The organism is Chelativorans sp. ZYF759, assembly GCF_012911015.1.
Classification (GTDB): domain Bacteria; phylum Pseudomonadota; class Alphaproteobacteria; order Rhizobiales; family Rhizobiaceae; genus ZYF759.
On sequence record NZ_WVVV01000005.1, the window covers coordinates 303,720 to 326,607 of the forward strand.

Below are 22,888 nucleotides of genomic sequence, written 5' to 3' on the forward strand. Positions count from 1 at the left end.
GCATGCTCTATCGACCGCCATTCCACACCTCGCTTTCAGCTCAAGCGTTAACCCATAGTTACCTAATGATTGCCAGTCCCGAAGAAGAGGGTATGTGGCGTATTCGGCCGAATAAGCCCCAGCGATTACAGGGGGTTACGAGGCGGAAACGCACGTATCGCTATGGAGTGGCGTCCCTGTAGGGGTCGGAGAGCGATACTGGACGAGAAGGGCGGAGTTGCGGGGCCTGTGGGCGCGACCGCGACGTCGGGTGGACGGTGGTGGGCGACATGGTACATGTGGACTGTCGCTACGCCTCGACCGTCTCCTCGCTCGCAGTGGCCGGGCGCACCACCTGCCTGCGCGGACGTGGCATCGGAGGGATATCGACCTCGCCCGATGGATTGGCATAGGCGACCTTCTCCCAGCAGGGGACCTTGTAGCGGCGCGGGACGTTGTCGGTGTGGTCAGCCCAGACCGCCATGCCTCGGGCGATGCACTCGACCATCTCTACGGGCGTCAAGTTGAGCCTGTTGCCTTTGGATTGGTTCTCCGGGCCGGGTAGGTGGCACAGGTTCTGAGGTACGTGGAGCCCGGCGATTGGCTTACTCTTTAGCCCGATGATGTGGTCGACGTGATGGCTGGGCGGGCAGGAATCGTAGATGGCGACGATGGCTGCGCGCTCGGCGTCGGTGAGCCATGGCGGGGTGCGGTGACGGTTGCGCCGCGCGTGCTGTTTGGCGAGGCCGGGGTTGGCCTTGCGCCATGCTGCGCCGTACTCGCGGAAGTATCCGGTCTCAGCAAGCTTGTGGATGCGGGCGTTATCGGCCTCGCGGTTCTCGGGGATGGCGAGGCGCGCTCGTGCACTGGCGTTCCGGGCCTCGCGCCATTCAGGGACGCTGGCGTTGCTGGCGTACCACTCGCGGACGCGGGCGTTCTCGGCCGCGCGGACTTCCGGGTCGGCGCAGCGCTTGCGGTCGCTCTCGCGCGCACACCCCATGCACTGCTGTCCCTTGCCCTTCCTCGTCACCCGCCACACCGACACGTGCCCATGCTTGCAAGTCCCTTCGGGATAGAAGAACGGCTCACCCGCCGCGACTGCCTCCAGCCGCGAGCCTGGTAGGCTCGGCCAATCATCAGGGTGCGGTGCTGCCATCGTCGAACCTCCTCATATGCCAGGGAGCCGACAAGGACTTGCCGTGCGGAGGTAGTCCACCGCCATCAACGAGGTGTGGTTAGCGCCCTCCTCGGTGTCGTTAACCCATTGTTCTAGAACGACTTCCAGCCTTCGAACCTTCAAGCGTGAGTGCAGCTCCCAACTCAACAGGGAGAACCACCACCATGCTGAACACCATCCGCCTCATGCTGGGCCTCAAGCCGAAGGCGCCGCCCAGACCGTACATCCCCTCACGCCCCAGGCATCGGGCCGAGGAGCCACAACCGCTCGCCCCAGAGGTTGAACTACATCGCCGCGTCCTCGCCCTCCCTATCCGGCCACGACAGGCATGGGAACGGTGGCTCGCGGGCAACGGCGTGGAGCCGAGCCTCGCCGTGTTCGAAGCGTGGCAGGCCGACCACCACCACCGGGCGAGAACGTTCCCCTGTCGCTTCACGCCCGCTGTCATCCCGCTGGATGCGCTACCAGACTTGACCCCGCGCGAGCAGACCTCTCTCGCGGCGTGGTGCATCCATCAGGGCTGCCCCATGGATAGACATGCGTTGAGTGCGTGGCGGGCGGACGAGGCCATGACGCGACGACTGATGCATCTGCCAGCCAAGGCGCTCGGAGGTTCGAAATGAGTATGGTGCGAACAATGAAGCGGGTGCTGGTCGGCCCCGATGTTGATCGAGAGTTCATGCGGAGGATTGGCAAGCTGACGCTGGACGAGCTTGAGGACTTCGATGAATTCAGCTGGCGGGCATTCCTGCCGCTCGGCCAAGATGCCCTCGATGCATGGGAAGAGTCCCGACAACCCACCATCGACGCCTAGACCGAGGATGGTGCATGGTGCGGCCGGGGAGGCGACTCCTCGGCCGTATCCGTTCGCGTATCGCGCCTGTGGCCGAGCAGGCCGGGCGGGTGCCCGAGGCGCGAGGTTCTGCTCGGCCACAGCGCCAGTATCGCTGTTCGGTAGGCCGGAAGCGGTCGGTGTGCCACCTGAAGGCGATACTGCCGCACACGGGCGCGACAGGCGGCAAGGAAGGGCTGCTCAGCGCCCCATCAGATAGTCCGCCCATCGCTGCATTAGTTCCTGGCGTTCGTCGCGACGGTAAGACTTGTCATATATCCGCTCCACCTTGCCTCGGATGTCATGTGAGATGGCCAGCTCCGCAATCTCCCGTGGCGCCTTCGCAACCTCGCTTGCCCAGGTGCGGAACGACGTTCGCATGCCGTGGACGGTGGCGTGTGCCTGCCCAGCGCGGAGTTTCTTCACGCACTTGTTCAGTGCGTTGTAGCTCAGAGGCTCTCCCGGATTCCCACCGGGGAAGACCAGCTCCTCTGTGCGCGGCTGAGCCTGCACCAACTCGATGGTCACGTCGGCAAGCATCGAATGGTGGATGCGCTTGGTCTTCATCCTATGAGGCGGGATGGTCCAGATGCGCTGGTCCATGTCGAACTCCTCCCACAGCGCGCCTCTGGCCTCGCCGCTGCGGGCGCCAGTCAGGATAACGAGCTGCAGGACCCTAGCAGCAGGATATTCCTCCTTGCGCAGCCGCCCGAAGAACTCAGGCATCTCCTCCCAGGGTACGTAGGGATGGTTTTCGATGACCTGGAAGCTCGACAGCGGCGGGAGGAGGTGGAGGAGCGGACCATCCTTCGCGGCAGGATTGTCGCCTGAGCGAAACTTCCTTGACTTGGCCCAGTCGAGGACCTTGGCTATGCGCCCGCGCAGTCTCCCCGCCGTCTCAGGCTTCTCGTACCAAACCTCTTCCAGCGCTTCGAAGACGTCCTCGACCTCAACCTGGTCGACCGGCTTGCTCCCGAACACTGGGCTGGCGTAGTCGGCCAGCGTCTGACGCCACTGCCGTCGATGCGGCTCGGACTTCCAGCTCGCCTCATGAGCAGCGATGAATTGCGCGGCGCACCAGTCGAACGAAGGAACAGTGGTCGATGGGGATGGCCTGGCCTTGCGGCGCTCGTCGCGTGCTTGCTTGCGCTCGGCCGCAATGTCGATGCCGCGCCAGAGCTTGGCTCGTAGTTCGGCCGCTGAGGCTCTCGCCTCGTCGTACGAGACGTCGCGCCGCGCGCCCAGGCCGAGCGACCGCTTGCGGCCGTCGCGCATGTACCGGAACGCCCACGAGCACGTCCCGTCCGGGCGAACCTGAAGATACAGGTTCTGGTCAACCCGATGTGTGCCCTGCACCTTCGCCAGCGCATCGACACGTCGCGCTGACAGCACCTGCTTCGCCATCGCCCTTCTCCCTTCCGCACGGACCATGGGCTGAGGCGCCCACCAAGTCCACGTGCCAATCCACGTGCCTAATAGCAGAGCCGCATTACCGCAGCGTTCCGGGGTTGATGTAAATATCAGCGCTGCCAGGCCGTTGAGGTGGCTGCGAGAAGTGGCGGGAATGATGGATTTGAGGGCGCAACCCCGCAGGACAGCGGCATGTCCAACATTCCAGGGCAGGTAAGGGTGGCGGAGAGGGGGGGACTCTTCCGCTCAATGCTCAGAAGCCCTGAATTCTAGGGTTCTACAACCGCATTGCAGGCGGGTTGTGTACCACTGATGTGACCCCTTTCCAAGCCTTTCGCGTCCTGGTCGCGTGTCATCAAGGAACGCGCCGCGATCAACTGCTGTCAAGAGAACAAGAGGTGTTCGAGATGGTCGAATTAGCGCGGGACAATCGAACTAACGTCGAAATGCCGAGAGGGCCGGCAAGATGCCGGCCCATATACTCTGGACTCAAGCCCCGTCGGCGCCATGCGACACATCCTCGCTCTGTCCGGCCGCCTTGCGAAGACGGTCGATGAAAGTTGTCTCCCACGCCCGGGCAACGCGTCTGTCCAGTTCCTCGCTCAGCTCGGGATGGTCATCGAACCACTGCCTTAGAAGTTTCGCAACACCTTCGCGGTAGTTGCGCACGCCGCGTCCGTAGTCATCCTCACAGGCATCCCAGAGCGCCTGATCACGGCTCAGCGGTTGGAGATAGACGGCCGAGGCTTGGTGGCGCACCGCGTTGACGAAGTCGGCCTCCCAGCTTTGCGCATCAGCCCGCACCTGTTCCAAAAAGCTCCGTGCAGAGGTGTATTCGGGATTATCCATGTCGGAATCGATAATGGCGCAGAGCGAATCAAGCACGGTCTTGGACTGCGCCTTCGCCACACCGGCCGCGCCGTCGCCCAGATACTGGAAGGCGTTGAAGTTCCAAAATCGGCCGTTCCGCAATGTCGCGGCCCAGACGGTGCGCGCATGGTTCGTTGTTACGGCGGCAAGAAGCCGTTCGTGGGCGCCGCGTCGTTTCTTCGGGAGGACCTGACTGCGGTCTGCGAAGCGTTCAAGGGTGGCACTGACCTCTGCCAACGCGGCCATGGTCTCAGCCTCAGCCCTGTTCTCGATCATTTGCTTGATAGCCGCGACCGTCGCTCTGGCCGCCTCAGCCTGTGCTTGGCGGACGGCACGGATACGACCTAGGACGAAATCAGACAGCGCGGAGGGGTCGTCAACGCTCGCATCGTAGGCGAATGCTTCTACGCCGTTCAGCCCCACTTTGGTCAAGGCATCGTCGACCTGGCCGAGCTTGATATCGTATCCTTCGTGCACATCCTGTGCCGCCTCGCCAGAGTCGTGACGCATTGATAAGGCATCACCAGCCCGGGCCAAAGCCAGTACAACGGCGCGGCTCAACAGGGTGGGGTCTGCGTGGGTCTCCGTGACATGCTCTAGCAGAGCCTGGGCGCTCGGGTCCGGGGCACTGCCCCACTTCGAGCACAGGATGTTCACGGCACGTGGATTCTTGATATGGTCAAGGATGTCGGGGCGGACCGCGCTTCCATCGACACCTCGGGTGTCAACCACTGAGATGGCTAGACGTGCATCGGACAGAAGAGAGAACGGCACGGTCACGGTCACCCGCGCTGGCAAAGACACGTCATCCTGACGCCCATTGTTGATTGCCATGAACGTGGATTTCAACCACCGACGTCCGGCCTGCGGATCGATGCCTTCAAACTCAAGGGTCTTTCGTTTGCGGCGCCACAGACCTAGGCGCGATCCCAGTTCCGTGACAAACCCCTCGCGGCTTCCGAAAGTCTGCGCCAACTCGATGGCCGGATCAGCTGCCGGGGCCACACCTCTCCTGGCACGCGGAGGCCGCGGCAAACTGGCCATATTGCGTAGAGCACGCTCGACTTCCTCTGGCGGCTTGAATTCGACCGACGCGTCACCGGCCTCGCCAGATACCTTCTCGTAGATGCCCCGTCCCATCTCGGCGACGAGCCGATATATTTCTTCGTCTGGCACTGCCTCGATCGCCATCGAGAAGCGATCTCCGGTTACGACGCGAACGTCGCAGATCGTCGTTCGACCGCCGCCGGTGTCAAGCAGCATGCCCTTGAGATCGCTAGCAGTGGCCTCATCAAGAACGAGGCCAGTCTGGCGGCACACAGCTGTCGTCTTACCGACACCGATCTCTCCGACATAGACGACATCGTGGTCGACCGAGAGGAGGAATTGTCCAGCACTTTCCAGTCGCTTATCGAGCAAGGCGGCCTGGTTAGCTAGGGTGCTTGGAACCGTCTCATCGGCAAGAAAGGTCCGAACCGTGGCCAAACCGTGTTCGATCTCAATAAGTGCATCCAGATCGGGATGGCGGAGCGACGGCCTTGGGATGTGGACCCACTCGATGGAGAGGAGCTCCTTCAGACGTTGCGCCTCGGAGGTACCGATAGCATCGAGATAGGCCGCTACATCAACTGTATCGCCCCCGCCAGCCTCAATTCGAGAGATCTTGGTCTGGTTCGCCTTCATGGCATCCGCGACCTGCTTCTGCGTCTTGTCGGATTGCGATCTCACAAGCGACAACAACTCACCCACTTCGGTATCCACGGCATATCCTCACGTTATTCATTCGGTTTCTGAATATATTCAGATAGCGAATGAATGCAAGCAAAATCTGCCGATGAGCTGCGGATGGATCTCGCCGCGCCCCGAAATGCCGATCCAACAGTACTGGCTGACAGACTTGGACGTGCCCATTGGCATGGTCAGGGTGCGTGCGCACCCTTTTGGGGATCGTCGCCATCTGGCGGACGGAAATCCTTGCCCCCCTTACCATCCCCGCCTGCTTCCCGGCTGTCGGTCGAACGATCCTCTTCCTGCTGCTGCGCCTCCAGCCAGCCCAGCGCGGATCGGAGCAGCGCTATTTCGGCATCCGCGTCGATCTTCCCGGGCGGAGCGCAGGTCGCAAGCACGGCCCAGTCGTGATTGTCGCTGATTTCGTCAAGCCAGCCGTGCGCGGCAGCGGGCAGCGCGAGCCGTCGCCTCAGGACGTCGAGAGCCTCGGCACGTGCAGCCGGTCGACGGAGGTCCGCCACAAGCCGTCTGTAGGACGGGGCTGACCGATAGCGGCCATGCATCCTGGGCGCTCTTGACCTGAGCTGTATGATGCCGCTGCCACCCTCTCCGCGCTCCCTCTCTGCCTGCTGGGCGCACCGGTCGTCGCGGGGCGGAAGTGGAAGGGCCGCCACCTTCCAGGGCCACCAGTCCGGAACGACTGGTGCGCGTCCTACAAGGATCAGGATGATGAGCAGCAGCTGCAGCGCCGTCGATGCCGCAGGATCGATCCTCCGGATGCGCCGGCGGCGATGGCGCCAGATGTCCAGACAGCTCCTGCGCTTCGTCTTTTGGTTCTTCGAACCGTTTTCCATCATCTCCCCCTTCATCTGCGTGGCCCGATAAACGTCGCGGTTTCCGACGGGTCGTGGGTCGGGTCCGCTTGAGAATCGCGCTGTATGGGCCTTCCAGCGCGACGTTTTGTTGACGGACTGCCCGAAACGGCCCGCATCCGGGCCCGCAGCGCTGCCGCCTCGTCCCAGCCCTGGACCATGTGGGCGATCAGTTCGGCCGCTCTCCGTCCCGCCTCTTCGGCCAGGCGGAGGATCTCGTTGAGGTCGACGCGGGCCAGCCTTCTCGCATCGATCGCCAGATGCGCTCGGCTGCGAGGTGAGATCCTTCGAATTCCGAAGAGCCTGGGACCATGGCTCGACATCGCACCGGCGGCGGCTAGCTCCGCTCGTCCAGCCTGTCGGACAGGACCTCGATGGCTCGCAGGGTTTCCAGCTGCGTCTGGACGATGGTCGACAGCAGCTCCGTCACCTCGTCCAGTGCGCTCCCTTCGCCTAACTGCGTCGGGTCGAGGAGCGACAGGAGCGGTCGCAGTGCCTCGGCCGCCTCCCGGCTCCCTCGGGCCTGATCGTAGGTCGCTCTGAGGGCGCGCATGGCGGGTGGTGGTGGTGTCTGGTCCTGCATGGTCGGGTGCCTCCTGCTGCATGCGTGCCTGCACCGCGCGGCGACGCTGGCCGGCCAGTCGGTCCAGCGCGCCCAGCGCCGCACCATCTGGGCCCGTGACGATCCACACGCCCGGCTTGTCGCCGCGCGCGACACCGAGTCCGGCTTCTGCAAGGGCGGCGCGAAGGGCGTCCGCGCTGTCGCTTGCTTCCCACGCCTGCCGCACCGTGACGCGTACGTCGGGAAGGGAAACTCCAAGTCTTTCGGCCCTCGCCCTCTGCCGGCTGGACATGGCCGCGCGCGGAGGTTTGGGCATGGCTTCGCCCCTGACCCGCGCCGCGACATCGGGACGACCCATGCGATCGAGTTCGTCGGCGATGGCGGCCACGCTGCGGACCTGGGTCAGGTCGTGACCCCAGTCATGTTCCATCGCCCGCGCGGCGGCTCCCAGCCGGACGAAGCTGTGGCCGTCTTTCAGCGCCCTGCCATCGGGCCCGACGTGTGACAGGACCAGGTGGTAGTGTGTGTCCACGTCGCGCCCACGTCGGGTCTTCCCGGCATGCTCCCAAAGGACATGGGCATGATCCTGGGCACCCATCGCCGCGAGGACCCGCTCCACGGCCTCGTCGCGTTGCGCGTCGGTCAGGGGCGCGGAAGGTGACAACGATATGTGGTGATAGGCGACCTTGGCCTGGGATCCGTCGCGAAGCGCCTCCATGTAACGGAGCGCCTCTACTTCGTCGGAAACCGGCGCTGCGATATGCACGACGCGGGCCCGCTGGCCTTCCTGACGCCCAAGGTGCTTAAGCAGATACCGCGTATCGCGACGGGTGCGCCCGTGCCGTGTCGTAGAGACAATCATCTCGGTGGCTCCCGCAGGGCGAGCACGGCAGCGGTCAGGCGCGCCAGTTCATGACGGCATCCATTCACTGCCTCATCCGGAACAGGGCACCCCCGATTCCCCGCGCGCGCCAGCTGATTGAGATTGTTGCCGATGCGGCCGAGGTCCCCCAGTGCCCGGCCCACGGCACGCGCCAGCCCATCTGGGCGTTGGCGCACGGTAGCCGTCTGGCCACAGGCGGCCATTACCGCGCGCCGGACAAAGGATGACGGGCCCAGCCCTGCCGACGCGGCGGCGGCATCAAGGGCGGCACGCTCGCTGCCAGAGAGGCGGAAGCTCGTTGTCGACGTCGCGCTGGGCATGCTGCTTCCTCAGGTTCCCGCTGGCAGCGGGTCACCATCGAGGGTGATGCCCCATTGGATGGCATGACCGGCGGCCAGCCGCAGATAGTATCCGCGGAGTTCGGGTTCCTCGGTCGCCATTGTCCGGAGCACGCCAAGTGCCCGCCGCTGGTAAGCAAGCATCCGTTCGCGGTCGCCCTCCCAGCGAGCCAGATTGGTGCCCGCGAGGCAGCCGATGAGAATCTGGTCATTGGTCATTCCATTCCAGTCTTCCATGTCCGTTCTCCTGTCAGCCGCCTGTGGCGGGGTGGGGTCCACGGGGAGGGAATGCCTCCCCTGGTCAGCGGCAGGGCGTAGCACCTGCCATTGCTGGCTCACCCTTCAAGCGTGCTTGCCGGCGGAAACGGGGGCAAGGGCCCATGATGCCGGAATCGACCCCGATGCCAGGGTATCCGCATATGGGAGGGGTCAGACTTGCGTCTGTATGGGCTTCTAAACGGGAGAACGAATTCCTATTAGGCGGTCCAGGAGCGAATTTCGACGGCCAGTTGCGGCCCCAGACGAAATCTCGGGGGCAGTCCGCCATGGCAGAAATTCCGACAGAGCCGCTCCATTCATGGCCAAAAGAAAGGGCGGGCGGCCAACAGGCCGCCCGCCCTTTTCGGCGCCGTTCGTGGAAACGTCAGGCTGCCGACGCCCACTCCAGGAGATGATCGAGCATGACCAGAACAAAGTTCTTGGCCTCCCACTCGGTATCGAATTCCCAGGTCCGCGTGCGGCCCTCGAACGTCACCTTCGCCTCGAACCCGCCCTCCGGAAGCTCGCCGACCTCGCCGACGACTTCGCAGCCGGCCCGCGACCGCGACGTCTGCTGCACGAACGCTACGGGCACCTTGCGCCAGCGGGATTCGACGGGAGCCCTGTCTGCAACGACCTGACGACGATTGTCGTTGCTCCCCTCGCAATGGCGGGAGTCAGAGACATCATCCTCCACGACGCAAGCCTCCTCGGTGAAGATCCCGAGCCTGGCCAGCTTCGACCGGATTGCAAGCAGCGCCCTCTTGCCGTGGACGTAGGTCTTCTCCGCGAGCGGTTCCCCGCTCGTAGGGTCGAGGTAGAGAACGTCGATGCCAGAGTCATGGGCACTCACCCATAATTCAAGCCTCTCCTCCAGAGCGTACTTTCCGATAGACCCTGACCTTGCTTCGATCAGGCGTGCGACAGAACTGAGCAGATGGGAAAGTTTTTCTGACATGATGTGCCTCCTTGTGGCTGGAACACCCCTCGCCAGGAGGGGCCCTTTCCAGGCGCAAAGGGGGACACAAACCCCGTGGGTCGGCCGGATGGTACGAAAGGAGCGCTGCATGTCGCGATAGTCGTCATGATGTGCCTCCTTTCGCGTCTCGCGCCGTGGGTGGACCGCATGCTGTTGCGGCCGGCTCAGTTGACGCGAAGCTAGCCGCGACCCCATGAACGGATGCTTACGCTGTTGGGTCGGATTTTACTGATCTGTGGAATTGCTTCGGTGGACACCCCGGCAAAAGATGGCCTCGCCCAGTATGGGCGAGGCGAACCGCATCACGGTTCTCGACCTGCTGTCCACGCCTCTGGAAGGCCCCGTTCATCGCTCAGATTCAGCATATCGTCTACCACGACCGTAACGGACATGTCCGTTACGCATTGAGGCCTTCTGGCTGGCGGAAGCGGCTAGCCTACCATGGGTCCTGGATACAGGCGGGCACCATCGCACGCTGTCGCGCAGTGGGCCTCGTATCCGCTGCTGGCGGTTACGGCAACCATTCGGCGGTTGCCCGGCTAGGCGTGCAAACTCCTTCCGCTACAGTTCCGCCAGCTCGAGGGCCGACGAGCGGCGCTGCAGGAAGGTGGGGATGGATCGTCTTTCGCTTGGTGGGTTCATCTGATCGAGCCAACAACCCCAGATTTGGCCCAAATCAGGAAAAGCCCGCCCATTCTGGCATTTGCGTGGGGCGGGAGACTGGCTTCCTTTTTATCTATACACCGATCTTTACACCTGCCTCAGTTGGGCAAGGGCTTCGCGCCAGTGCTTGTGCACGGTCGGCCGAGACAGGTCGGCCCTGACTGCCATTCCTGACTTCGTCAGTTCGCGGCCTTCCCTCGTTGCTTCGCGCATGGCGGTGACGAGCCTTTCCAGGCTGCGCTTGCCACGCAACTGCGCCGCGTAGCGCGCGCCCACGATTTGCCGGTCGCGTACCCCGACGATCCCCTCGACGTCCGCAGCGCAGGCACGTCGGTCTCGTGTTCCGTCGCGAGATGCGCGCGATGGGTCCCAGTGATCCGCCGCGTAAGTCACGACCCGATAGAGGATCGCCTGGGCCTGCTTCGACTTGTCAGCCACCTTGCTGGCTTGCCCGACCAGGCGGTCGAACAGCATTTCCGCCAGTGCATCCTGGTCCTTCCTCAGGATGGCGCTCACATATGCGCTCTCTCCGGCACCGTGCATTTCGCGCAGCGACCCATAGGCCCACTCCTGGAATGTCGTGAAAAGGGCGTTGGAGGCGCGGCGTTCGACACCGGAAAGAGCGGCGGCGCTTTCCCGAATGATGCTGTCGCGCGTTGCGCCAGTGTCGACCCAGCCGGCCCATTCAGAGAGATCGGGGAAGTGGGACTCGTTCCAGAGCTTCACGGTCCAGAACGGCGACAAGGGGCACTTGATCCGCATGGGGTTGGACAGGGCGCCAGGATCGGCTCCGAGCGGGAGGAACGTTTTGCACATGCCCGCGTGCACACCACGCCAAAATCCCATGATGTCCCTGCGGCAGCGGTCATCGTCCGGATCGAACCAGACTTCGGAACCGTAGGGGAGAAGATAGAGAAGGTGAGGCCGCTCCACGCTGCCGTCTGGCAGCTCGAACGCGATGGCCGCGTGCGGCAGGCATGGGAGTGGAAGCTGCGCGACCTGAGAGCGCAACGCTTCCCAAGACCAGAACGTAAGATCGAGATCGAGCCGGAAAACGCCTCGCACCTTGCCGTTGAGGACAACATAGGGTTCGTCCAGTCCCAGAAGCTTTGAATCCGTGGACCGCAGGATGTCCTTCGAGCGGCCGGTCGCCATCCGTGAGGCCTTGGGTACAAGCTGCACGATGCGTCGGAGCACATGGCTCGTCTCCGAGCGCAAACCCTCTTCAACGAATGGCTTGCGCCAACGCCCTCCGATCTCCTCTCCGTGGCACTCGAACCCGACCTCCAGCCGACGGCGGATCAGCTCGCGCCTGACTTCGGCGCGCCCCCGAAAGAACTCGGCACTCTCCCGGTCGGCGCGCCGGCCAGGCTCGCTCGTCCACTCGGACATGACGTCGCGCAGCCAGCGTTCCTCTGCCCACCGCGTTTCGAAATGGCGGACGGGGTCGTCAACATTTTTGGTCTGAGGGGTAGAAGGGGGCGTCGGGGGGAGGTGGCGGCCGGTTGTCGCCGTGCTCACGCGCCCTCGCGGTGGGAAATATTGACCTGTGCGTGGCCGTTCATCACGATGGAACTCCAGACTGAACACGCGGCCCGGAGGGAACCCCTTCCCGATGATGGGCCGCGTATTCAATTGGACGGCGCCGGGAAGCAGGCGTCCAGCGCCGGCCGGGGCCGGCCAGAAAAAAAGAGCAGCGCATAAGGAACAGCCGGGGCCGCGTCCGATCATTCGGACCAATGGCGCGGCCCGGCTGGGGAAATTCGCGACTCTGAGATCGGTTAACCAGGCAGCCGAAGGAGTGTCAGCATAGCGCCGCGAAGCGGGGCACGGGGCCGCCTGCCTCCGACGAAGAGCCCATGGCGTGTTTGGGCCGAATGGCCCGAAATTGGCTCAATCGGCCGGAATAGGAATTAGTTCTCCCGTCTACAGCCTCATACAGCGCGATTCTCGACCCGGCATGGGTTCAGGGTCACGGCTGTAAGACGTCGATCTGCTGATCCGGCACAAGGTCGGCCGCCAGATCGCTCCGACGACCGATGCTTCGGAACGCCATCGTGTCAGGCGACGATCCGACCGTGGGCTCGCGCATCGCTGGCGCATTCCGAAAGCCGCTGTCGGGCGACGAAATACCGATCGACTTCAAGGAGCAGCCCCAGCCTGGTCCGGCAGGCCTTCAGTTCGGAGATGCTGACATAGCCGAGCTCAGGCATTCCGAGCCCGAGATCGGCAAGGCCGAATGCGCGGTCGGGCTCGTCGGGGTCGAGTTCGGTGAGCAACCAGGTTGCGGAGCCTCCCGGCGCGAAAACCTTCACGACGGGATAGGGATCGATCTCCATTCCGGCAGCCGTTTTCCGGCCGTTGGCGAGAAGGCGGGCGCGAAGCGGGGCGGGGATCATTGTTCGCCCCCCTTGTTCGCGCGGACGACGAGACGTCCGGAGAGAGGTAAGGCCGCCAGGGTTAGGTTGAAGCCTTGTCCGTCGCGGTGCGCCCACGCGCCGCCGATCCGGGTCCAGAAGGCATCCTTGCCGTCGCCCTCGACGACGAATACGCCGTGGGTGGGTGGTTCCTTCGGACGTGCCGAAGTGGGTTCTTTGCTTGCCATCCTGGCCTCCATCATCGGCCGCACCATTGCAGCCGTTCCAGAAGCCATTCACGGCAGGAAAGGGACGCAAGCTGACCGCCGCAGGCGCGCTCGCGCTTGGTCATGAGCGTAAGCGGCGCGTCTGCCGTAACAGGTGTGGAGGAAACGGCTTCGTGCGGCCTCAAGTGCGGGAGGTATGGCACCGAAGGACAAGCTAACGATGAGAAAGGGCTCCGGCCGACGAAATTGTGCAGGGCAACGCTTCTACGACTAATCCGAGGTCGATCACGTCCGGCACGAAGGCCGCGAGGGCTGCGGTCGAAATTGGGAGGATGGCTTCACCTCGTCAGGATGCAGCGGGATCGATAGACTCAGAGTGTCCCGAATGAACTTCTGCTGCCGACCCCATTGTCGCCGTTCGGAATGCACCTGGCGTCACCCGAAGCCTGATGCCGTTCGTCCACATCGCCCATCCGACAGAACTGGAGTTGTGAACGGAATGTTCGCCTTCTGGCCTCGATATGGGGAAAGCCGCCATTCGTAGGCAATAAGCGCCTGGTCGCGTCTGGCTCAAAGGTGACGCCCAGGCAGGCGAAAACGGTCGTACTCAAACGGTTTTTGACGCGAATCGTGCTAGCCTATGGTCCGCCACTCGATTGAAGGACAAGCTGGGGATGCGTGCTTGCGACACGGACCGGCACTCGACAAACTGATTTTGCTCGACCATAAGAACAAGCAAGGGAGCGCATGCAAGCAGATGGCGGGTGTCGGAGCAGCGGTGCTATTCTGCGCCAAACGAATACTGAAATCATGTTGAACTGCGCGGATTTGTTCTCCGGCGCTGGCGGATTCACCTTGGCTGCGCGACAGGCGGGGCTGCGGGTTCGTCTAGCGGTTGAAAACGATCGACATGCGATCGGCACATATCGAGACAATTTCTGCAAAGGCCCACTGGCACCAACGCTGCTTACGGATGACATTACCGAAATCGATGCCTGGAAGGCTTTTCGGGATGCCTTTCCTGACGGAGATCAGTGCGATCTGTTATTGGGAGGACCGCCGTGCCAGGGCTTCTCGACCCATCGAATCAACGATGCTGGCGTCGACGATCATCGAAATGATCTCATTCATACCTACTTCGATTTCGTCCGCGCCTTTTCGCCCAGCGTGTTTCTAATGGAGAACGTGCCAGGAATGCTCTGGCAGAGGCACGCGGCGGTGCTGGATCGTTTCTATCTCGAAGGGGCGCTGGCAGGGTACGACGTGAGGGATGCGGTCATAGTCGATGCCCGCAACTATGGGATCGGCCAAAGGCGAAAGCGCGTCTTCATTCTCGGCATTCGCAGTGGGTTGGATGCGTCTGGCTTGACATGGCCCCCAGCGCCCACACACGGCAGCGATGCCGCGCGAAAGGGCAATCCCGATCTGTTACCCTGGGTGAATTGCACCTCGGCATTTGCCAATGCTCCTGCAGAAGACGAAAACGACGTCCACATGACGCACAGCAAAGAACTTATCGAGGCGTTTCGGAGGACACCGGCCAACGGCGGCAGCCGAAAGGATTCGGGGCGCGAGCTCCCGTGTCACCGAACTCATGACGGGCATAGGGACGTGTACGGGCGGATCGATCCGCTACAGCCCGCTCCGACGATGACGACCGCTTGCATCAACCCGTCGAAGGGCCGTTTCGTGCATCCCATCGAGCATCACGGCATTACCGTTCGACAAGCAGCGAGGATTCAGACATTTCCCGACGAGTTCGTGTTCGGCGGCGGCCTCATGGCCGCCGGCAAACAGGTGGGAAATGCGGTTCCCGTAGAACTCGGGCGGCAGTTGATCACGCACCTATTGCCGTTGCTGCGCCGCGGCCGCATCGTGAAGGAGCGGGAGGTCGCCACCGTCCATTCTGGTATTTTCGACGAACTCGAAACCGTATGATCACCCGCGTCGCATTCCAGACAAAGGCGCGGACCGTAGATCACCTGGGCCGCGAGCAAATCGCCGACACGCCGACGGCGATATCCGAGCTGTGGAAGAACGCATTCGACGCTTATGCGCGGAACGTGGCGCTCGACATATTCAACGGGGACAATCCGGTCGCCGTGATCGGAGACGACGGTCACGGGATGGACCGTGACGAATTCGTCAACCGCTGGCTTGTGGTGGGCACTGAATCCAAGGCAACTACCGAACGCACGCCCGACAAGGACCGGAATGGCCTCTATCCTCGTCCGCGCCAGGGCCAGAAGGGTATTGGTCGCTTGTCCTGCGCGAATTTGGGGCCGATTCTGCTGTTGGTGTCAAAGCGCCGCGATCGACCCTTTGTCGCTGCGCTCTTAGATTGGCGTTTGTTTGAGAACCCATTTCTAGTTCTATCGGACGTCCATATCCCGGTCGTTGAATTCGAGACCGAGGCGGAGCTGTTCAACCAGGTCCCGGTCCTCATCGAGGGACTGCTAAGGAATCTCAACGACCCCGAAAACGAAGAGCGTTCAGCGCGTCTCGAAGCAGCTTGGACCGCCTATGACAACCTCTACGATGAGGAACAGGCCGAAGGCGTGAGCAACAAGATCGGCGCGCCTTCATTGGAGATTCGCTCGTCGATCAAGAAGCTGCACTTTGAATCGCGCCATATTGCACAGTGGCCAGTGTGGTCAGGCGAATCCGAACATGGCACGGCGCTGCTCGTGTCGGGCATCAATTACGATCTCCAGGTGCAGCTTGAAACGGAGATCGCGGATTCCTCGGCGCGCGCCGCACGCGAACGTTTTTTTGAAACCCTATCGAGTTTCGTCGATCCGTTCGTCGACCCCAAGCATCCCGAAGCCCGTGCCGTGGACCTCGATTTCACCTACACCGTGAGAACCTGGCACCATGATGTTCCCGAGCTCGTGGTCGGGAGCGAGAAACAGTTCGATCGCAGGCTGCTCGACGGGCTTGAGCATCAGATCATCGGCACGGTTAACGCAGACGGGGTCTTTGAAGGTCGGGTCAAGGCGTTTGGCCACTGGGTTGAGGAGACCTGCCGCATCGAACCGCCGCGCGATCTGGCAATCCCAACGCGAGCGGATACCGAAGTTGGTCCGTTCGACATGTACATAGCTTCGATGGAATTTGTGTCCGCGAACACGACGCTGCCGAAGTTGGAGTTCCAGCGCTATCAGGAATTGGCCGAGCGTTATTCTGGCTTCATGATCTTTCGCGACGGATTACGCGTCCTTCCCTACGGTCGAACCGACAACGATTTCTTCGAAATCGAATCGCGACGCAGCAAGAATGCTGGCCGAGAGTTCTGGAATCATCGGCAGATGTTCGGACGTCTCGCGATCACACGAGGTGCTAATCCGAATTTGAAAGACAAGGCGGGGCGTGAAGGACTGCTGGACAACCGAGCAGCTAAGACGCTTAAGCTGATCGTCGCCAATATCCTCAGCCAGTCGGCCCGACGATATTTCGGCTCGGCTTCGTCCATTCGCAGCGAGGTGCTCCCCCAAGTCAAGTCGTCGAACAAGGCCGAACGCGCCAAAACTGAGCGCAACAAACTGCGCCAGCGGCAGCGCAAGGAGTTCCGGTCCAAGCTCGACAGGTATGTTAAGGAACTACCGGCGCTGGTGGACGAGATTGAGGACTTCGCGCAACATCTCGACATCGCAGACGAGAGTGCGATTGCCGACGCCCAGGCGGCGTTCGAGAGCTTCAAGGACAGGGTCGCGGACTTTCGCCTTTCGGGTGCGCCGAAGAACCTCGGCTCGCTTGAGGACAAATATGCCGATTATCGGGATTCGATGCGGTCGGCGACAACGCTGATCGAGACAGCAGCGATTGAAATCGAAAGACAGATTGAGGAGATCAACCCCACCCAGCCCCGCGAACTCCTCGAAAGGCAGCTGGCGCGACATTCCTCGCAGATTGCGCATCGTATCCAGCAATGGAAGAAGGCGATTGAAGGGCTGCAGCGGGCGGAGTTCGAACGTGTCAAGGATCTGATCACGGATAGGAACAAGTATTTTCATGCCGAGGCGAGTCCGCTCTTGGCGCGGTTTGATCGCGGAGAATTGTCCTTTGCCGAAGCCGCGAAGTTGATGGAGCAGGAAAAGGAGCGCATCGATCAGGAAAACGAAGATCTGTTCCTCCCTTACATCGGCGCGTTGGAAAGCCTGAAGGAAAGCATCGATCTCGAGCATCTCGCCGCGTTCGGCATGGAAGAGGCGGGAGACATGCGCGCGGAACTCGACCGCCTGAACAGCCTCGCACAATTAGGCATTGCGGTGGAGATCGTCGGTCACGAACTGCAGTCCTATGACGATATCATCGGAGCGGCTCTGCGGCGATTGCCTGCTGAAGTGCGCGACAGCAAGGCAGCGAAGGACATCGAGTTTGGCTATGAGGGGCTAACCGATCAACTGCGGTTCTTGTCGCCGCTGCGTCTCGCCGGCCAGAAGATCCAGCGCTGGATCACTGGTCAGGAAATTGCCGAATATCTTGGCGAATTCTTTAAGCTCTCCCTTGCCAAGAACCACATAACGCTGTCCGCCACCGACGCATTCAAATCCTTCAGGGTCTATGACCAGCAATCGCGGCTCTATCCGGTTTTCATCAACTTGGTGAACAACAGCCTGTACTGGGTCGGAACATCCGAGCGCGACGATAGGCGAATTGTTCTCGACGTTCTCGACGACATCGTAGTTGTGTCCGACAGCGGACCAGGCATCGATGTAGAGGACATCGACAATTTGTTCAGCTTGTTCTTCACGCGCAAGGCTCGCGGTGGACGCGGCGTGGGGCTGTATCTCTCTCGAGCGAACCTCGCCGCGGGCGGTCACCGCATCCGCTATATGGCACCGTCGGATACGCTCCCGCTTTCCGGAGCCACTTTTGGAATCGAGTTCAGGGGGGCGGAATTCGATGGCGAATGAACATTACGCCAAATTCATCGCGGAGGCTTTCGTCAAGCCGATCCGTTCGGTCTTGATTGTGGATGACGACTATCCGACGCTGGAGGAAATCCTAGACAAGGAAATAGCAAAGAAGGGCGACGGCGAGCCGCCCGCGACGAACAAGACATGGTATCGGAATCCCGAGCGCATCAAGCGCGTGATAGATGGATTTCGGAAACCCGAACGCCCACTCCTGGTCGACATTCATGACGGCGTTAACGTCGATGCAAAGGGCGATGCCAAGGTTGCCTCACATCTGCATCAGTCGGATCTGCTGGTACTCGACTATGAATTGGACAAGGCACGGCGCGGCGACGGCGCGCGCGCGATCGAAATCCTGCGCGGGCTGATGGCGAACGACCATTTCAACCTCGTCGTGGTTCACACGAGTGAAGACCTCGATAAGGCGTACCGGGAAATCATCCTCGGGTTGCTCGGACCGATGGAAACAAGTTTGACTGGCGAGGAACGGGCTGTGGTGGACGAGCTTATCGCCGATCGCGAGGACGCGGAAGAAGGGATCCTCGATGCTTTGCATCAGGCAGTGATCGTTGATCAGTATCTGCATGCTAGGCTCCATCCGGACACCTATCTGCGAACGATGGGCAAGAAGGAACAACCCTATACGGGCTTCGCTGTTTTGGCCGATGAGGCCAATTGGGACAATGCCAGTCGGAAACTGGTGCTGCGGCGACTGCTGTCTGATGCTGAGAAGCCGCTGCGGCCGCAGTTAAATGGCACTTCCGCCGCAGGATTGAAATGGTCGAAGTCGGCCGTGAAATGGGTCAAGGCGGAATCGGTGTTCATTGCCTTTTCCAACAAGTCCGATCACGACGATCTTTTTGCGGATCTCCAAACGGCATTGGAAGCATGGAATCCTGCGCCATCCCGTTTGTTTATGGCGAAGCTGCGCGCCGAAATGGATGAGTACGGTGTCGTTGCGCAAACTGAAGCACTCGAGCGGCAACATGCACTGGCGCATTGGTATGCGCGGCTGCTCCGTTCCGAGGGCGACGAGCGCCGATGGCTAATTGCGGAAAGCGTCGGGCGCCATTCGGATCAGTTACTGAACATCATTCTGAGACGTGTGGAGTCCTTTGCGAGTGGGTTGGTAGAAGCGGAGGCCAAGGCGGCGGGCAAAGAAGTCGACGCGCGGTGCCTGCAGCATTTCAGCGTCGATCTGAGCAAAGAGCAATCGAAGAAGAGAGCAGAACGGGAGCACAATGCTCTTGTGTCGAGCAAGGCACCTGAGGGCTGGCATCTCACGACTGGACATGTCCTCACGATGGACGACGACTACTGGGTATGCCTGTCGCCACTGTGTGATCTGGTCCCGGGCCAAGCGGCGACGCGGAACGCGGACTTCGGCGACCGCCTACCATTCATGGCTGTGAAGCTGCACCCAGTGGCGGCCGACGGCGATCACGACGTAAACTCCAACCTATATCTCTTCCTCACACTTGAAGACGGGGTGAAGAAGTTCTGCTTCAATTCTCAGGGAAAGGACTCGACAGCTCCAATCTGGCGTACGTTCTACGCCGAACGTCGAGGCCTTCTTGATAAGAATTTCAATCTCAAGGTATCGGTTATGAGCGCGGGCTCCAAGCGGCTAATCGCGACTGTTCATCGGTCCCAGATCGTCGCGCAATTGCGCTACGAATACGCGCTCAACCTGCTGCAGAAGCTGGGCGTCTCGATGACGCGCATTGGGCTGGACTTCGTCTGATGTACTTAGTGTTGAATGTGGAGAGGACGACCTATTTTCAGCTTTACACGGCATACCTTACGCTGGATTTCTGCAGGAGGCGGAGAATGGCTCAAGCTGGTGTTGGTAGACGATAGAGCGTGCGGTGGTAGGCTCCGCAGTCGAAGGTCAGCTGTTGGTTGGCTTTGCCCTCAGATAATGCGCAGCTGCGGTGACTGACCCCTTTCGGGATTATATCGTGAATCGGCGAACGACCGGCTCGGGGCGCATTGCCGTTGAAGCGCAGCGGCGACCTGAACGGCCGCTATCCCAGCTTCCCGCCCGGACACTGCCAGTCCGTTATCTACCCGAAACGGCCACTGCGGACCCATGCCTTTATCAGTAATTGCACTTTAACGGATCGGGGGGTAACGGAGATATCCATTACGGGGCGGCGGGAAAAACAGATGCGAGCGGTGGAGCTTTTTTGTGGGGCCGGAGGCATGAGCCTTGGTCTCAAAAGGGCGGGATTCGAGATCATTCAGGCGTACGATGCATGGCGGCCGGCGGTGGAGGCTTACCGCCGCAACGTGGGTCCCCACGTCTGGCAGGTTGACCTCAAGGACATTTTCCGATTCGGCCCAATGCTCGCCTCCCTGTCTCCAGACATGGTAGTGGGTGGGCCGCCCTGCCAGGATTTCTCGTCTGCTGGGCAGCGCGTCGAGCGCGAAAACGCGGCTCTTACGCGGGCCTTTGCGATGCTGGTGGCGATAGCGCGTCCCGAATGGTTTGTGATGGAGAATGTGGCCCGCGCCTCCTCCTCAAAGGCATGGGCTGATGCGCGAGGAATGCTCGTCAAGGCCGGCTATGGCCTGACAGAGGCCAAGCTGGATGCCAGCTGGTATGGAGTGCCCCAGGTCCGGAAACGGCTTTTCGTGATCGGGCGCCTCGGAGAAGCTCATGGCTTCCTCGAAACCGCTCTGGCCGCCGCGAAATCTCCCCGCCAGATGACCGTCCGCGACATGCTTGGAGATGGTCTCGGCGATGCCTTCTATGCCCATCCGCGGATGCCTGGGAAGCGCGGCCTGTGGTCGGCGGACGAGCCGGCTCCCACCATGCGCGCTTCCTCCCGGCGCCCTATGCCCGAAGGGTATCGCATGCATCCCGATGACATCGCGCTCCTGGAGAGGGCCTCATTCTTCACCCGACCCTATCGCACGGGTCGGGGTGTCCGGACGCTCGACGAGCCGTCGCCTGCCATCATACGTACATCACGGGAGCGACCTCGCCCCCACTACCTTTCAAGCCCGCACCCTGCCGATCCCGTCCACCCGTTGGAAGCGGCAATTCTCACGCAGGACCAAGTTTCGCGAATCCAAGGATTCCCGCCCTGGTGGGACTGGTCTGGAGCCACAATGAGGGACATCGACCAGATGATCGCGAATGCCGTGCCGGCACCGCTAGCCCAGGCGATCGGCAGCGCGGTTCTGGCCCGCGCAGCAGGAGAGACGATCCCCGAGATCCAGGGCCGCTTCCTCCATTGGCTGCGGAAGCGCGGACGATCTGACCAAGCTGCAAGGAACGTGAAGTCTCAGGTCAATCGCGCGCGCCGCCTTCTGGGCGGTCGCACCTATGCCGACCTCGGAATCGAACTGGCCACGCTCGAAACCCGCGCAGGGTTCTCAGTTCTTCCAACCCGTACGAAATCCGACCTGCGGGCAGCGCTCAGGCTGCACCGGGATTGGCTGGCAAAGGCAGAGGCATCACCCCGCTCCAGAGGTAATGTCGCCATCCAAATCACCAAGGCGGTGGCATGACAAAGCCAAAAGCTAGCTTGCTCCAGAGGGGTGCGGGGTGTCGGTTGGTTCTTCAACGGGTTGGGCTAGAAGGTGCTGGGGTACCATCTCCACTGTGACACCCGCCAACTCAAAGATGCTGCGGGCATATCGATAGTGGTCAAGCCATTTCTGGTCTCGTACGGCATCGCCGCCGGGACTTGGGACTACCACTCGCGCAATGCCAACTGCTACGATGGCTCGTGCACAATCGGCGCAGGGAAACAATGTCCCGTACATCGTGGCACCGAGCAGCTGTGAACCATTCTGCAGCGCGGAGAAGATCGCATTTCGTTCTGCATGTTCCAGCACGTGATACTTCCAGTGGGGGTCACCTTCCACCGCAGCATGACTCTGAAGCAGAGTTAGGCTCAGACGTTTGGGCGGGGCATTGGCGCCAACCCCAAGGATGCGTCCGTTAGCATCGGCGATCACCGCTCCCACCTTGCGATGGGGATCATGGCTACCTTCTTGGGCTGCTTGGCTCTGGCGGAGCAATCGGAGGTCGTTGTGAGAAATTGCCATCAGAAACGATCGAAGTTATCAACACCTAGCGGGGTTGGGAGGAAGGGATGACGCTTGTATCAGCAAGTGGGCTAGATCATGAGAAGTTTTTCAAGGAAGGCATTCCTAGATGCCAAGGTTCCAGTTTTGATCTGACCATAGGAAAAATCTATGACTGCGAGGGGCAGGAGGTCAACGGACCATATATTCTGGCACCTGGACATATGGTTCAGGTAGTGTCGAACGAGGTGTTCGACCTGCCGCCGCATATTACCGGACATGTGACCTACAAAACAGGCTTAACTAGCCAAGGTATATGGGCGCTCACAGTAGGTATTGTTGACCCTGGGTGGGACGGCCCGGTAGCCACAACACTGTTAAATTTCAGGAGCACGAAATTCGCTATACATCAGGGGGAGCCATTTCTGCGCGTGAGTCTATTTGAGCACGAGCCCGTTTCAAAAGAAAGAATTCGGAAGGCTCCAGATCTGAAAGAATACCTGAAAACAATACAGAATTCAGCTTCGACGATTTTTCCAGAGACATTCTTGAACACTGATGACCTTGCGCGCAAAGCAGGTGAAAGAGCTGTAAAAGTAATGAGAAATTGGGCGGCGATCTGGATCGCTGGCATCGCTCTCATTTTGTAACCCTTCGGCGTAGGACGCCTTGTGCGGTTGGAAGGCGGCCAAGAGATTGTGCGTATGGATATGCATACTCACACTCACACTCACGAAGTGTCCCGGCTGGAGGTCGTCGACACTGGTCGCCGCCGTCGATGGACGGATGAAGC

General features: G+C 61.3%; 19 protein-coding genes. 7 read left to right on the top strand and 12 right to left on the bottom strand.

Annotated features, from left to right (window positions below):
• Positions 1–289: 289 nt before the first annotated feature.
• Entirely contained in the window at positions 290–1,135 is an 846-nt protein-coding gene (locus tag GRZ55_RS10925) for a hypothetical protein (protein ID WP_169286936.1), read from the bottom strand.
• Positions 1,136–1,320: 185 nt separating this feature from the next.
• Here GRZ55_RS10925 and GRZ55_RS10930 point away from each other — a divergent pair, with 185 nt between their 5' ends.
• A complete protein-coding gene (locus GRZ55_RS10930; RefSeq protein ID WP_169286937.1) occupies positions 1,321–1,779 on the top strand; it encodes a hypothetical protein in 459 nt (152 codons plus the stop codon).
• Positions 1,776–1,970, top strand: a complete 195-nt coding sequence (locus tag GRZ55_RS10935; RefSeq protein ID WP_210257307.1) for a hypothetical protein — start codon at positions 1,776–1,778, stop codon at positions 1,968–1,970. Before GRZ55_RS10930 ends, GRZ55_RS10935 begins: the two co-directional genes overlap by 4 nt.
• Before the next feature lie 219 nt (positions 1,971–2,189).
• Here the strand turns inward: GRZ55_RS10935 and GRZ55_RS10940 are convergent, their stop codons facing one another.
• From GRZ55_RS10940 to GRZ55_RS10985, 10 genes are all read right to left on the bottom strand, one after another.
• Positions 2,190–3,392 carry a site-specific integrase gene (locus GRZ55_RS10940; RefSeq protein WP_169286939.1) on the bottom strand — a complete coding sequence of 401 codons (1,203 nt, stop codon included), beginning with the start codon at positions 3,390–3,392 and terminating at the stop codon, positions 2,190–2,192.
• Positions 3,393–3,887: 495 nt separating this feature from the next.
• Entirely contained in the window at positions 3,888–6,029 is a 2,142-nt protein-coding gene (locus tag GRZ55_RS10945; RefSeq protein WP_169286940.1) for a helix-turn-helix transcriptional regulator, read from the bottom strand.
• 158 nt (positions 6,030–6,187) lie between these two features.
• Entirely contained in the window at positions 6,188–6,559 is a 372-nt protein-coding gene (locus tag GRZ55_RS10950) for a hypothetical protein (RefSeq protein ID WP_169286941.1), read from the bottom strand.
• Positions 6,560–7,205: 646 nt separating this feature from the next.
• A complete protein-coding gene (locus tag GRZ55_RS10955) occupies positions 7,206–7,451 on the bottom strand; it encodes a hypothetical protein (RefSeq protein ID WP_169286942.1) in 246 nt (81 codons plus the stop codon).
• An 837-nt stretch (positions 7,452–8,288) separates the two neighbouring features.
• The gene (gene mobC / locus GRZ55_RS23770) at positions 8,289–8,633 is read right to left on the bottom strand and encodes a plasmid mobilization relaxosome protein MobC (RefSeq protein WP_169286943.1); all 345 of its coding nucleotides are present in this window, start codon (positions 8,631–8,633) and stop codon (positions 8,289–8,291) included.
• A gap of 9 nt (positions 8,634–8,642) precedes the next feature.
• A complete protein-coding gene (locus GRZ55_RS10965; protein WP_169286944.1) occupies positions 8,643–8,888 on the bottom strand; it encodes a hypothetical protein in 246 nt (81 codons plus the stop codon).
• A gap of 406 nt (positions 8,889–9,294) precedes the next feature.
• The gene (locus GRZ55_RS10970) at positions 9,295–9,867 is read right to left on the bottom strand and encodes a hypothetical protein (RefSeq protein WP_169286945.1); all 573 of its coding nucleotides are present in this window, start codon (positions 9,865–9,867) and stop codon (positions 9,295–9,297) included.
• 771 nt (positions 9,868–10,638) lie between these two features.
• Positions 10,639–11,706 carry a hypothetical protein gene (locus GRZ55_RS10975; protein WP_210257308.1) on the bottom strand — a complete coding sequence of 356 codons (1,068 nt, stop codon included), beginning with the start codon at positions 11,704–11,706 and terminating at the stop codon, positions 10,639–10,641.
• 905 nt (positions 11,707–12,611) lie between these two features.
• Complete coding sequence (locus tag GRZ55_RS10980; protein WP_169286946.1) at positions 12,612–12,950, bottom strand: DUF2958 domain-containing protein; 339 nt, start codon at positions 12,948–12,950, stop codon at positions 12,612–12,614.
• Complete coding sequence (locus GRZ55_RS10985; protein ID WP_169286947.1) at positions 12,947–13,156, bottom strand: hypothetical protein; 210 nt, start codon at positions 13,154–13,156, stop codon at positions 12,947–12,949. The genes GRZ55_RS10980 and GRZ55_RS10985 overlap by 4 nt, the downstream gene beginning before the upstream one ends.
• 726 nt (positions 13,157–13,882) lie before the next feature.
• Here GRZ55_RS10985 and GRZ55_RS10990 point away from each other — a divergent pair.
• The 4 genes from GRZ55_RS10990 to GRZ55_RS23420 all read left to right on the top strand — a co-directional run bounded on the left by GRZ55_RS10990 (position 13,883) and on the right by GRZ55_RS23420 (position 21,573).
• Positions 13,883–15,073 carry a DNA cytosine methyltransferase gene (locus tag GRZ55_RS10990; RefSeq protein ID WP_246734675.1) on the top strand — a complete coding sequence of 397 codons (1,191 nt, stop codon included), beginning with the start codon at positions 13,883–13,885 and terminating at the stop codon, positions 15,071–15,073.
• Positions 15,070–18,051 (top strand): ATP-binding protein, encoded by a 2,982-nt coding sequence (locus GRZ55_RS10995; protein WP_169286948.1) that lies wholly within the window; start codon positions 15,070–15,072, stop codon positions 18,049–18,051. Before GRZ55_RS10990 ends, GRZ55_RS10995 begins: the two co-directional genes overlap by 4 nt.
• The gene (locus tag GRZ55_RS11000; protein ID WP_169286949.1) at positions 18,041–19,798 is read left to right on the top strand and encodes a response regulator receiver domain; all 1,758 of its coding nucleotides are present in this window, start codon (positions 18,041–18,043) and stop codon (positions 19,796–19,798) included. Before GRZ55_RS10995 ends, GRZ55_RS11000 begins: the two co-directional genes overlap by 11 nt.
• A 254-nt stretch (positions 19,799–20,052) precedes the next feature.
• Complete coding sequence (locus tag GRZ55_RS23420) at positions 20,053–21,573, top strand: DNA cytosine methyltransferase (RefSeq protein ID WP_246734677.1); 1,521 nt, start codon at positions 20,053–20,055, stop codon at positions 21,571–21,573.
• Between the two features lie 12 nt (positions 21,574–21,585).
• Here the strand turns inward: GRZ55_RS23420 and GRZ55_RS23775 are convergent, their stop codons facing one another.
• Positions 21,586–22,116: a deaminase gene (locus GRZ55_RS23775; protein ID WP_169286950.1), complete on the bottom strand. Its 531-nt coding sequence runs from the start codon at positions 22,114–22,116 to the stop codon at positions 21,586–21,588.
• 47 nt (positions 22,117–22,163) lie between these two features.
• On the opposite strand from GRZ55_RS23775, the gene GRZ55_RS11020 reads away from it, so the two are divergent.
• Entirely contained in the window at positions 22,164–22,745 is a 582-nt protein-coding gene (locus tag GRZ55_RS11020) for a hypothetical protein (protein ID WP_169286951.1), read from the top strand.
• The last annotated feature ends 143 nt before the right edge of the window (positions 22,746–22,888 follow it).